A 12,571-nucleotide genomic window follows, 5' to 3' on the forward strand; every position below is an offset into this window, starting at 1 on the left:
AAGAACAAAAATATACCAAGAGCATGACCAATGAGAATGCTCAATTAGTTGTTTTTCAGGATAAAAAAATCAGAAGGACATGGTTTAATGATGAATGGTGGTTCTCGGTAGTTGATATAATAGGAGCATTGACACAAACCGATAGAGCCAGAAAGTATTGGTCTGACCTAAAAATCAAGCTTCAAAATGAAGGATTTGAAGTGTCCGAAAAAATCGGACAGTTGAAATTAATAGCGGATGATGACAAATTAAGGCTTACAGACTGTTCCAATACAAAAAATATGTTTAGGATTATCCAATCAATTCCGTCTCCCAAGGCAGAACCATTTAAGCAATGGTTAGCTCAGGTTGGCTATGAAAGAGTTCAGGAAATAGAAAATCCAGAATTAGCTCAAAAACGCATGAAGGAGATTTACAAAGCAAAAGGCTATTCTGATGATTGGATTGAGAAAAGAGTAAGGGGCATTGCTATAAGAGATGAACTTACCGATGAATGGGATAAACGAGCAATAAATACTGAAAAGGAATATGCTATCCTCACCGCAGAAATCTCAAAAGCCACTTTTGGCATGACGCCCAGTGAATATAAAGAATTTAAGGGATTGAAAAAAGAGAATTTGAGGGACCACATGAATGATCTAGAACTTATTTTTACCATGCTTGGAGAAGCATCAACAACGCGAATTGCACGGAATAAAGATGCGCAAGGCTTTGAACAAAATAAAGAAGCTGCAGAGGAAGGAGGAGCTGTTGCAGGAATTGCCAGAAAAGAACTTGAAAAAAGAAGTGATGAAAAAGTAAGTACTTCTGAAAATTATCTGACAGAACCAGAAAAGAGGAAACGACTTTCTCAACATTTTCAGTCCAAAACAATATAAATCTCAAAAATACCCTCTTTTTATGCTCCACCTTAGCACTCTTCTCAAACATTACAAACGTCGGGATATTCAAGAAGCTATGGTTCTCGCCGCGCAAGATCGAGAAGTTTCTGTTCGATTTGGCGATGGTGGTTTCGGTAAACGACCAGACATTCTCTCTTATCCAAGCGATGTTCTTGAGTTCGCGAAAAAAGGAGCAACCTCATTCCACGTCAGCGAAGAACGCTGGCGCAACGTGATGCAAATTTCGACAGGTATGAAAAAACAAGAACTTGATGAGGCACGAAAAGGATGGGATCTTGTTCTTGACATTGACTGCAAACTCTGGGATTATTCAAAACTTATCGGTCATCTTATGGTGCAGGAATTGCGACTTCATGGTATCAGAAGTATCACTGCGAAATTCAGCGGCAATAAAGGATTTCACATCGCTGTTCCTTTTGAAGCGTTTCCCAAAGAAGTGCATGGAGAACCTATTCATCTTCTTTTTCCAGAAGGAGTGCGGCGCATCGCGGAATATTTGACTGTCCGCATTAAACCAAAATTGCTTGAGCATATCAAAGCGCATGATTCTCTCGCAAACGTTGCGCGTGATCTTGGCTTAAGGGAAGATGAATTTTCTAAAAAAATATGCAGCAATTGTAAAAAAGCGCAAAAACAAGAACAAGATAAAGTAGAATTTCATTGTCTTCATTGCGAAAACAAAGAAGAGGGGACTTCTACTGACAAATTCAAAGTTTGTGGCAAGTGTGGCAAAATTATGGAGAAGCTTGATGTTTCTTCTGTTGTTCGCTGCGTGTATTGTAAAAATACCACCTTTGTGGAAGAACTTGATCTTGGTCCACTCTTGCAGGTTGATACTGTACTGATTTCCAGTAGACATTTGTATCGTATGCCCTATTCGCTGCACGAGAAATCTGGGCTTTGTTCTATTCCTCTTGATCCTGACGCAATCTTGCAGTTTGATCGCTCACAAGCAAAACCAGAGCTCGTGACTGTCGCGCTTCCGTTTCTTTCTGCAGAAGATGTTGTTCCTGGCGAAGCAGCACGGCTTATTTTAGAAGCATTTGACGCGCTTCCAGATGATCATAACGCTGCTGATGAAAAAGAGAAGATTGTTAAAAAGTTTGGCACTGCGTTTGAAGAAGAGACCTTGCAGCACGCGATTCCTGCTGAATTTTTTCCTCCCTGCATGAAAATAGGATTGCAAGGCATGAAAGATGGAAAGAAAAGATTCTTGTTTATGCTCGTGAATTTTTTGCTTTCCACTGGTTATGATTACGCGGCGATTGACGCTGTGCTTGAAGAATGGAACAAACGAAATCCAGAACCACTTCGCGAAGTATTATTGAAAGGGCAGGTGCGGTACGCGGAACAGACGCGCAAGAAAGTCATGCCTCCAAACTGTGATAATACTGGCTATTACAAAGATATGCAGATTTGTCAGCCCGATGGTTTATGTGGTCGCATTAAGAATCCTGTCCAGTACGCGAAGAGACGTGCTTTTTTGGCAAATTTACAGAAAGAAGAATCTGAAGAAAAAGGTGTGAAAGGGATGCGTGCGCATTTGACTGATGAACAGAAAGAGATGCGGAAGAAGTTTAGGGACACTAAAAAAGAAAAGGTGGAAGAGGTTTAGGGATGGAAAGAAGGAGGATAATATAGTCAGTTTTTTTGCCTTTTACTCCACAAACCTAAATCTCGGCACTTCTTTTCCGTCAACAAAAACATTTTCCAGAAACATCTTCTTTGGGCGTACCCACAACGTATTCGCGTCTTTTCCTCTGACAGGATTGTCGTGTGTATAGACGACCATTTCTTCCATTGTTTCGCTATGAAAAGCAACGCCGAGAACTTCAACCATCATTCCTTTGAAATGCAAATACTTTCCTTTTTTGATTTCGCTCATAAAAGAAGAATAGGATAATTTTATTTAAATGTTACGGCAGCCATGTCTTCTGATTCTTCAGCTTTTAGTAACGGGCATAAATAAGACATACTTGTTGTCCGTTATTACAATAGCAAACGACATTATATTTTATGCGTCAATTGTGTCGTTTACTATTTTTCCAAAACATTTAAATAAAACAAGTTATAACATGTATATACGAGTGTAAAAAGAATGGTATCAAAAGAAGATTTGCTTATGACAAAGCACGCTCAAGATGAAGCGAATGATGATGGGATTTCAAGGATAGAAATTGCAGAAGCAATTATTCGAGGACCAAAAATAATTGAAGGAAACCATTTTATTACCATATATCGTCATTTTACTGTTGTTTATGAAAAATTAGAGGATGGGCGTTATAAGATAATAACTGTTCATTTAGGAAGACCAACAGGGTGGAAAGGAAAATGAAATGCACAAACTGTAATACTGGACAATATGTTAAGAAAAAAGTACCTTATAATTTCCTTGGAGAAAAGATTGGTATTTTTGACGCGTTAGTTTGTGATCGTTGTCAAGAAATATTATTTGAATCTGACGCTTCTGATAAAATTGAAGAACAAGTGAAGAAAAGAGGTTTATGGGGGCTTCGCGCGCGAAGTAAGGTATCTGAAGTTGGAAATGCACTCGATGTTCGAATTCCTAAGAATCTTGCTACATTTTTTTCCTTAAAAAAAGGGAAAGAAATTATCTTAGAGCCAATTGATAGAAATAGATTGCAGATTATTATTGAGTGAAAATATTATGGTACTACCAAGGAAGATAAAATCCGATTGTGGTCAAACACTCGAAGAAAAAGAGATTAAGGTAGAGCATATCCTTACTTATGCTATGGTTTGCCTAAAATGCGCCTTTACGACATTAACAAGAGAACAGGCAGAAGCGTTCATTCTAGTGGAAAATAATTAATCTTATGATCCATAAATATTGGAAAAAAATCAAATTCAATAATAATATCATTAAATTTATCTCGTATGTCTACTAATAGATCATGGAATTTACGCTCATTTTCTACTTCACATTCAAATGTAATTCTATACTTTCCAATATGTTTTACAGTAAAAATAATATTCGCACTCTTTTCTGCATAGGTTAATAACATTTTTTCTCGATCTTTCTTAAGATTATTAATATTTAGAAGAAGAAGATAAGAGTTATAGCCGAGTGTTGTTGGATGATATGATAATCTATATCCTAAGATGATTTTCTTCTTCTCTAATGAAAAGATTCTTTGCTTTACAGCATTTCTTGTTAATCCAATTTTCTCCCCAATCTCTGTATAATTTGCATTCGCATTATTAGAAATGAAACTCATTATCTTAAAATCTACTTTATCAAGAATGATCTCCTGTTTTGGTCTCATCGTATGGTAAAAAAGCGTTTCATCAGCTCCATACTTTTCATCAGAGATGATGTATTTACGAGGATAGTCGTGGATATCTATGTATGTTAATAATTCATATTGTTGTAAATATTCACCATATCTTGTTACAATCTCCTCAAATATATCATTAAAAGCAGCTGCATCTTCTGCTATAAAATTGATAATAACATCCCATCTCCCTCCAACAGACGCAACCCACCACGTATTCTTATGTTGGACAAGATAGTCCATTAAATTTTTCTTATCTTTAGGAGGAAGATGAAACAGTCTTAGAAGAAGACGAAATGATTGGTATCCAAGCACATGCACATCGAATACAGTATGTGCACCACTAATGACTCCTATTTTCCTGAGACGTTTTATTCTGTATTCTGCCACTTCTCTGCCTATTCCTACTTCTTTTGCTAATCTCTTCAAAGGCAAACGTGCATTCATATCGAGACATCGCAGGATTTTTCTATCTTTTCTATCAATTTTAATCATTTTTTTATTTAATGGCAGTTAAACCTTATATATTTTGCCTTTTTGTAAAAAAAATATTACGAAGTTTTATTTATCTGTTTGTTACTTTTTAGTGGTGTTATGAACCTCCTTGACTCACTTGAAAAACTTGTTACAGATAATACTGTTATTGACGCTGGTCATTATAGCTATAAGGTAACTCCAACAGTTTTAGATCTCTTTCTTTGGGAAAGAGGAGTAGAACTTTACGCGAAAACAAAAGATCTTTATCAAAATGTAGGATTATTGCTTCTCGTTGATGATGTTCGAGGTATGGCTTCAAATGAAGAGCGGCGATCTTATGATATAACTCAATTACCTGCTTGCTATCAAATGATTTTAGATAAACATGCTATTGCTTCATCAGATGTCATAATTGTCTCTCAAAGCAAACTTCGTGATAAAGGAAGACAGCTTCTTAGAGCGAAAAAGATTTCTCGGTCCAGTGTTCCAAGATGTCAATTAATTATTGCAACGCTCGTTCGCTACAAAGAAAATAGAGGATATGAAAGCACTATTGCATTCTATGATACTCTAAAAACTAATGGTGGTAAAACTCTTAGTGGTGGTACGGTATTATCATATGTTCTATTTGATACAACACTTAAGACCACGCTCATGATTTACGATAAAATAGGTGAATGCAAGCAGATGTATTTTAGCAATACAAAAAAAAGATTATGAACTTTACGGCAGCCACGTTTTCTGATTCTTCAGTTTCTGCGGCAAATAATCGCTGATGACGAAGTTTAACCCGTGCTGCGCAAGCGCCTGCTGTTCTGCACGTTTTCCCATATCCGCTAATTGTTTCAACGCTTTCTGCCACTCTTTACTATGAATACAGAATGGATCATTTTTGATGACATCCTTGATCTTTTTCTTGTCGACTTCTTTCAACGGATGTGTTGGTAATTTGTAGTCAATGATATCTTGCGGTGTAATGCCAATAAACTTTGCCTGCGGAACACAGAAATATTCGTTGATGTGCGCTGCGTTTCCAGATCCTACTTTCAATGTTCGATAAATACTAAAAAATCCATACGGATCGCCGTCTGTAAACACATAGACTGGTAATTTTTTATCATCTGCTAATCGCCTGATAAATCGTCTGCATGCTCGCGTTGGAACGCCGCCCATCGAAACCAAAATGCAGTTTGCTTTTTTCCAATAATTGTGTTTGACTAATCGCTGAAACATACCTGCTGTCTCAATCGCGAGAATAAACTCTGCTTTTGTTTCAAATCGTAAATGTTCAACAGAAACAGGAACAGAATACGCGCCAGAACCAAATTTAGTACAATCAATTTTCAACTCTTTTCCATTTTCATCTTTGTCAATAACAACGAGTTGTCCTGCAACTGCGCCGCCTTTTTCTTCAGGAACAAACCCAATTTGTTCTCTGTTGGTCATGAGCATTGCTTCAATGTCGTCCATGACGTTATCAGATTCTGGCTGTTCTAAAAACTTCGCGTCTCCCCAGTTTTTGCTGATGTAATACGCCTCTCTCTTTGTCGCAATGTCATCGCTTTTGATAAGATCTTTGGACATTGCCATCATGCGCAATGTCTGCGCGAATGTTTTTGCTGTTGACGCAGTGAGTGTTCGCTCTTTTTCTTTTCCAATCAATTCAAAATAGCCTTCTTTCTCGTCGTATTTAACATTGTTTAATGATCGTAATGGAATGTTGACAGAAGGGTTTTCTTTCTTGAGGATGGTGTTGTAAATTTTTACAGCAATATCTTGCATTTGTTTTATGATGTCTTTGCCGCTTTTCTCTCCCGCCATAGTGTCACCTAAATTTTTTTCATCGTCTAATCAGTATCTTCATCAGTGCTTTCTTCAGCTTCTTCGCCTTCTTTTTTTGGCTTCTTCTCTTTCTTTCCTATATTCGCAAACGATTCATCAAACTCTTGATTATCCGCTTCAATGTCTTCAATTTCTCCTCGCTTTCTTTCAAGTATTTCTTTCAAACTGGTCTCAACATTTTCTGTTTGATAATCTTTATTATCCACAAGTTCTTTGAGCGCTTCTGCAATATGCGGAATATATTTTTCAATATATCCTCGCTTTTTGAGTTCTTCCCCAATTCTTTTCTTTTTGTAAATATAACTGCTGAGTTTTCGTCCACATTCTTGCACCGCGAGCTTTACTTCTTTAATAATCTCAGGATAATGCGCGATCGCTTCTTTGCTCTCGCTGGTAAACGGAACCCAAACTGACGCAATGTGAATGACAATCGTGATCGGCGCCATTGGAAGCGCGCCAGTACTTTGCGATAACCCATAACTTCTCCAATTTGTCCCAATCAATGATTTTGTGACTGCGCACGCTCCTTGCTGAAATAATAATGGAACTTTATTCGCGAATCGCAACACTGTCATTGGCTCTTCCGCAGGCTGATCACCGCCATACGCAATCGCGCATTCGATGACAAACGGATTTCCCCTATACACACTTGCTGGGCGTGAGCACGCCGCATAAAATTCCGCGTTGACTTCTTTTTTTAATCCTTTTTCGAGCAGTTCTTCGCCAATCGGAACAATGCAATCTGTTGGTGGCGCAATTATTTTTGTCTTTTTTATTGCCGCAATTATTTTTTCCGCAGTTTCTCTTGAAACCTCATTTGGTTTCATGTTTGGCAATATTGCCGCGTTGGAACAAATTTCTTTTGCGGTGTTTGGACCAACTCTGCTGAACTCTGTGGTAAAAAATGCCTGCAATGTTCTGGTTTCTGTCGCGTGCATCATATCTAGTAATATTCCAAGTTCTACTCCATACGGATGCAGCTTAATTTCCTGCGCTTTTCTCGGTTTTACTTCTGTCGCTCTCGGGAAAATAATTTGTTCTGCTTTTGGATTTGTATAAATTATTGTCGTGTGTGGATTCACGATTGCTGTCTCTTTCAAATACTGATCCACAGACTGGTCTCCTTTTTGATAACTTCCTTCAATGTCCATTTCAATACGTGTTCCATGTTCTTTTTCTGGCCAGTCTTTCTCTTCTTCCGCTTTTATTAGAGGATTATTTGTTTTCGTATCCAGCATTAATTCCATATATGTTGCAGGTCTGTCTTTCGCGATTTTAGAGAGAATTTTTGCGGGTTTTCCTGTGGTGAGTTGCGCGTACATCACTGCTGCGCTAATTCCTATACCCTGCTGACCTCTCGATTGTCTTCGTTGATGGAACTTACTTCCATACAAGAGTTTCGCGAAGATTTTTGGAATTTGTTTCTTGACAATGCCTGGACCATTATCTTCAATAATAATTCTGAATTTTTCATCCGCGATTTCAATAATTTCTACTTGGATTTCTGGAAGAATTTCCGCTTCTTCGCACGCGTCTAAGGAGTTGTCTACTGCTTCTTTGATTGTGGTAAGAAGCGCTTTTCTTTTGTTATCGAAGCCAAGAAGATGTCTGTTTTTCGCGAAGAATTCAGCGACGCCGATCTCTCGTTGCGCTTTTGCGAGTTCCACTGCTTTGATTTTGTTGTCTTCAGTGTTTTCTCCCAATGTTGTCTGTGCCATAGAATTTTTGTTTTTGGAGAGATTTATATGCTTTGCGATTTTGGGAAAATTCTTTTCATTTATAAGATTAATTCTCTCTTCTTTGTGGTTCTCTCACTATTTCTTTATATCTTTATTAATAATCATAATAAAAGATAAATTCTGTTCAAGCAGCGGAGCGATTCAAAAAATGAGCTTAGCGATTTAACAACTTTTTTATAGTACTCCCTCTTAAAAACTCTCATGAAAAACTACTTTTTGATCCTTTCTTTACTATTTCTTTTATTTCTTACTTCCTGTGAAGACAAAGAGGATCAAGAGACTAAAGCAGAAGTAGGTTCTCTTCTCGCACAGCGCTGCGGTGATGGTGTTTGTGACGCAATTGAGCTCAAACGAGGTATTTGCGCAGAAGATTGTTCTCTTCCTTCATCAGGATCTTCTTCGTCAGATTCTGGTTCTTCTCCTTCATCATCATCTTACGACATGGACACCTACACTTACGAACCAGTTTCAGTAGAAACAGCATGGACAACTTCTATTTCCTCCACAAAAATTTCTGAAACAGAAGATTCAACGCGTGGCATTATTACTTCAAAATACACTGTCATAAATCCAACAACTGGTGCAGAACTTGCTGTTGTGGTGTATGCACCGAATGATGCATCTTCTTCAAATCAATATCCCGCAGTCATCTTAATTCCAGGAGGAATAGGAACAAAAGATAATTTTATTCTGGATGCGCAGAAATACGCGGTAAATGGTTTTATTGCTCTTGTTTTTGACGCAGATGGTCGTGGAGAAAGCACTGGCGAAGAAGATTATAACGGCTACGCGCAGCAGGATGGGTTGTATGAACTCTATCGCTTCCTCTCTGACTTTGAAGGCGTTGATCCAGACAATGTGGGACTTGTTTCATTTTCTTATGGCGTGACTATGGCAACAGGAATGCTTGGCAGATATCAACCTGACATGAAATTTTACATAGAATGGGAAGGACCTGTCAATAGATATTATACTTCTGTCGGCTGCGTTTCTGAAGGACATGGTGCTGTCAAATCTGGAATTACTTGCGACGATGAAGAGTATTGGGTTGAACGAGAAGCATTGCGGTATGTTCCATATCTTCCTGTTGATTATTTTGTGATTGTCCAGCGATCAGAAGATCATGTGCAGCCGACTGTACAACATTCTGTTGATATCAACAATCTTGCAACTGAATATCTTCGTTGGGTTCGCGTGAACGGACTAGATAACGCGATAAATACAGAATATACTGTTGACACACTTCCTGTTCTTGAAGGAACTTCGTATAAGACGGAAATTCTTGACTACATGATTGAGATTGCTGCTGAGTAAAAACAATTTTCTCTCAGAGATTTTCACCGGAGCCTATTGTTTAACAAGCTTTAAAAAACCAGCTCTGTTTTCTCTTCTTATGACCGACGTTGACTTTGGGATGCTCAAGAAAATCGCTGCGCACTTGCGCCATGAAGACATTAAAGCAATCGCGACTGCAGGTAGCGGACATCCTGGTGGCAGTTTATCTATCATCGAACTTCTCAGTGTTTTGTACTTTGGCAAGATTTTGAAATACAACGCAAAAGATCCATTATGGACTGATCGTGATCGCCTTGTGCTTTCTAAAGGACATACTTGTCCTGCGCTTTATTGTGCGCTTGCCTACGCAGACTTTTTTCCAAAAGAAGAACTCACAACACTGCGTAAATTTGGAAGCAGATTACAAGGACATACTGATTTGAATATGAAAACACCTGGCGTTGAAACCTGTGGTGGTCCGCTTGGACAAGGATTAAGTGTTGCAGTGGGTATGGCTATCGCCGCAAAATTAGATCAGAAAAAATACAAAGTCTATACAATTATTGGTGATGGAGAATCCGCGAAAGGCGGCATTACTGAAGCAGCAAAATCCGCTGGTGTTCTCAAACTTAATAACATGATTACTTTTTTAGATTACAATAAAGTGGATCAAGATGGCGCAGTTAAAGATGTTCTTCCCTGCAATTTTGTGCAGGAATGGCAAAGCTATGGCTGGGCAACTATTCATGTTGATGGAAGCGATGTCGAAAAATTGCATTGGGCAATTGCTGAAGCGCGCCAAATTCAAGAACAAGACCATGTTCCTGTGATGATTTTACTTGATACCATCAAAGGCGCAGGCATTACGTTTATGGCAGACGCTGCACGAAGAGGAGATTCTTCTTGGCATGGAGTAGCGCCAAAAGGAGCAGAGTATGATCGCGCAATACAAGAATGTCTTGCACAGATTTCTGTTCTCGACGCGCAATTTCCAGGGAGTGTTGATTCATACATTTCTTCTGCGCAATTGACTGCTGCGGAGAGAGAAAAATACACTGTTCCACTTGTGCAACACATCGGCGTTGTTCCAGAAATTGTTTCATTTGAACAACCAAGCGCAACACGCGACGCGTTTGGAAAATATATTGTCGCGTTAGGAAAAGCAGATTCTCGCGTTGTTTGTGTGACTGCAGGTGTTGGCGGTTCAGTGAAGATGGATGATTTCGCGAAACAGTTTGGCACATTCAGCGCAACAAATCCTCTCGGTCGATTTGTGCAAGTCGGTATCGCAGAAGCAAACATGGCTGGTGTCGCGGCAGGGCTCGCATATTCTGGAAAAAAACCATGGATGGCAACATTTGATATTTTTGTCAAAGAATGTTTGGGCGTGATTCGAAATTCTATTTGTTACGCAGAGGCGGATGTCAAAATTATTGGAACACACGCAGGTTTAGGAGTTGAATGGGATGGCGGTTCGCATCAATCAACCATTGTTCCTTCTCTCATGGCTGATCTTTTTAGAATGGAAAGTTACGAGCCTGCTGACGCGAATGAAACACAAGAAATTATGAAACTTGTTTATACAGAAAATAAAGCAGCATATTTGCGATTGACACGGCAGAAGTTGCCTTTGTATTCTCGCTCTGCGATTGTTCATGGAACAGGCGCTCGCGTGGTGAAAGATGTTGCTCATGATGTTCTTCCTTCTGTTGTTTTACTCGGTTCCGCAGCTGGGTTGGATTTGGCGATGCAAGCTGCTATTTTGCTTGAAAAAGAAGGTGTTGCTGCTCGCGTCATTGATGTGTTTAGTTTATCGCACTTGAATACGGATGCGTTCAGAAAACTCATTCCCTCTGGTGTACCTCTTGTGACTGTGCATGACGCCCATCACAAAATTTTGGGCAGAGAAGTTGCGTATTCTTTGTCTCAAGTTGGGCAAGGCAACAAAATTATTTCTGTTGGGATGCAAGAATTCGGAGAAACTGGATGTCTTGCGGATTTATATAAGAAGCATGGGATGGATGTTGCGAGTATTGTGCGCAAAGTGAAAGAAAATCTTTAGGTTTACCTGTTCTTATCTCTTATCATACAAGTCTTTCTTCTTTGCCCATACAACAAGCGCTGGTTTTCCTATTCTATTCACATATTCAAGCTCTTCTTCTGTTATTAGGGATTTTCCAGAGTTGAGAATTTTATCGACTCTTTCTTCTTTTGTAATTATTCTAAGATATCCGTCTGTTCCAAAAACTAAGAACGCTTTTCCTACTGCATACATATTTGTGAATACTACTTTTTCAAGCACTTGAACTGCCGCATTATACATCTCTCTCATTTTTTCTGTGGAACAATAATCTTGTTTTTTTCTGAATAAATCCATTCCTCCTGTCATATAATCTGTTGTTGCACTCAATGCCTGCGTTAATCTTTGCTCTGTTGTATAGTCTTCTTTTATTCTTGTTTCTTTTGTCTCAGAATCAACATATTTTCCAATGAGTAAGTCAAGAAAATAGGATGCCGCAAACTCTGCTTCTTCTTTATTTTGCGCAGTGCCTTCTCCAGGTCTTCCCCGTTTACCAAGGTAGACTTGCGTCATTGTATCGCGGATTTGGTCTAATCTCTCTTGTGATGTTCCTTTTTGTTCTACAGATCTTGCTTGAACTGCAACATCTAATGCTGGTTGTGCTCCATTTGTCGTATATCGCGCAAGAATTGCATCAAGTCCTTCAACAGTAAGTGATCCTCTTCCTGCTTGCGCTACAGCTTCAGTTAAACATGCTCTATATCTGTCTTGATCGTATTCGTGAACTATTTTTGTCATAGTGCTCAGAATCCCTCGTTTCTTTATATATTTTACTCCTTTTTGGTGGTATATTTACTCTTTTTCTTTTCTTCCCTCCTTCGGCTCTGGTGAAAATCTTTCGATAGATTAAAAAACCAAAAGCAGCCGTTAGGCTGCAGTTGGGGGAATCGTGAGGCGATTCCCATGAAAGAGAAGAAAGGCATAGTACAAAAAATTAACGGTTTGATAAGACAAGCAAGA

General features: G+C 38.8%; 13 protein-coding genes. 8 read left to right on the forward strand and 5 right to left on the reverse strand.

Features of this window, described 5'->3' with window-relative positions; all coding sequences use genetic code 11:
• Nucleotides 1–23: 23 nt before the first annotated feature.
• Both HZC31_04630 and HZC31_04635 read left to right on the forward strand, forming a co-directional pair.
• The gene (locus HZC31_04630; GenBank protein ID MBI5002646.1) at nt 24–878 is read left to right on the forward strand and encodes a Bro-N domain-containing protein; all 855 of its coding nucleotides are present in this window, start codon (nt 24–26) and stop codon (nt 876–878) included.
• 22 nt (nt 879–900) lie between these two features.
• Entirely contained in the window at nt 901–2,517 is a 1,617-nt protein-coding gene (locus tag HZC31_04635) for a hypothetical protein (GenBank protein MBI5002647.1), read from the forward strand.
• Between the two features lie 42 nt (nt 2,518–2,559).
• Here the strand turns inward: HZC31_04635 and HZC31_04640 are convergent, their stop codons facing one another.
• Nucleotides 2,560–2,787, reverse strand: a complete 228-nt coding sequence (locus HZC31_04640; protein MBI5002648.1) for a DUF1653 domain-containing protein — start codon at nt 2,785–2,787, stop codon at nt 2,560–2,562.
• 213 nt (nt 2,788–3,000) lie between these two features.
• Here HZC31_04640 and HZC31_04645 point away from each other — a divergent pair, with 213 nt between their 5' ends.
• From HZC31_04645 to HZC31_04655, 3 genes are read left to right on the forward strand one after another with little or no spacing between them, the layout of a single operon-like run.
• Nucleotides 3,001–3,237, forward strand: coding sequence for a DUF4258 domain-containing protein (locus HZC31_04645; GenBank protein ID MBI5002649.1), 237 nt, complete (start codon nt 3,001–3,003; stop codon nt 3,235–3,237).
• A complete protein-coding gene (locus HZC31_04650) occupies nt 3,234–3,563 on the forward strand; it encodes a hypothetical protein (protein MBI5002650.1) in 330 nt (109 codons plus the stop codon). Before HZC31_04645 ends, HZC31_04650 begins: the two co-directional genes overlap by 4 nt.
• A gap of 7 nt (nt 3,564–3,570) precedes the next feature.
• On the forward strand, nt 3,571–3,735 hold the full coding sequence (locus HZC31_04655) for a hypothetical protein (GenBank protein ID MBI5002651.1): 165 nt from the start codon (nt 3,571–3,573) through the stop codon (nt 3,733–3,735).
• On the opposite strand, the gene HZC31_04660 is transcribed toward HZC31_04655, so the two are convergent.
• Nucleotides 3,713–4,693 (reverse strand): winged helix-turn-helix transcriptional regulator, encoded by a 981-nt coding sequence (locus tag HZC31_04660; protein MBI5002652.1) that lies wholly within the window; start codon nt 4,691–4,693, stop codon nt 3,713–3,715. The genes HZC31_04655 and HZC31_04660 overlap by 23 nt on opposite strands.
• A gap of 99 nt (nt 4,694–4,792) precedes the next feature.
• Here HZC31_04660 and HZC31_04665 point away from each other — a divergent pair, with 99 nt between their 5' ends.
• On the forward strand, nt 4,793–5,395 hold the full coding sequence (locus HZC31_04665; GenBank protein MBI5002653.1) for a hypothetical protein: 603 nt from the start codon (nt 4,793–4,795) through the stop codon (nt 5,393–5,395).
• A gap of 3 nt (nt 5,396–5,398) precedes the next feature.
• Here HZC31_04665 and HZC31_04670 read toward each other — a convergent pair whose 3' ends face one another.
• Nucleotides 5,399–6,496: a DNA topoisomerase IV subunit A gene (locus tag HZC31_04670; protein ID MBI5002654.1), complete on the reverse strand. Its 1,098-nt coding sequence runs from the start codon at nt 6,494–6,496 to the stop codon at nt 5,399–5,401.
• A 26-nt stretch (nt 6,497–6,522) separates the two neighbouring features.
• Complete coding sequence (locus HZC31_04675; protein MBI5002655.1) at nt 6,523–8,235, reverse strand: DNA topoisomerase VI subunit B; 1,713 nt, start codon at nt 8,233–8,235, stop codon at nt 6,523–6,525.
• A 222-nt stretch (nt 8,236–8,457) separates the two neighbouring features.
• On the opposite strand from HZC31_04675, the gene HZC31_04680 reads away from it, so the two are divergent.
• Together HZC31_04680 and HZC31_04685 are read left to right on the forward strand one after the other, a co-directional pair.
• On the forward strand, nt 8,458–9,570 hold the full coding sequence (locus HZC31_04680; protein ID MBI5002656.1) for a hypothetical protein: 1,113 nt from the start codon (nt 8,458–8,460) through the stop codon (nt 9,568–9,570).
• Nucleotides 9,571–9,649: 79 nt separating this feature from the next.
• Nucleotides 9,650–11,593, forward strand: coding sequence for a hypothetical protein (locus tag HZC31_04685; protein ID MBI5002657.1), 1,944 nt, complete (start codon nt 9,650–9,652; stop codon nt 11,591–11,593).
• 12 nt (nt 11,594–11,605) lie between these two features.
• Here HZC31_04685 and HZC31_04690 read toward each other — a convergent pair whose 3' ends face one another.
• Nucleotides 11,606–12,349: a hypothetical protein gene (locus HZC31_04690; GenBank protein MBI5002658.1), complete on the reverse strand. Its 744-nt coding sequence runs from the start codon at nt 12,347–12,349 to the stop codon at nt 11,606–11,608.
• Nucleotides 12,350–12,571 lie beyond the last annotated feature (222 nt).

It is taken from the genome of Candidatus Woesearchaeota archaeon, from assembly GCA_016214075.1.
In the GTDB taxonomy this organism is placed as follows: Archaea; Nanobdellota; Nanobdellia; order Woesearchaeales; family DSVV01; genus JACRPI01.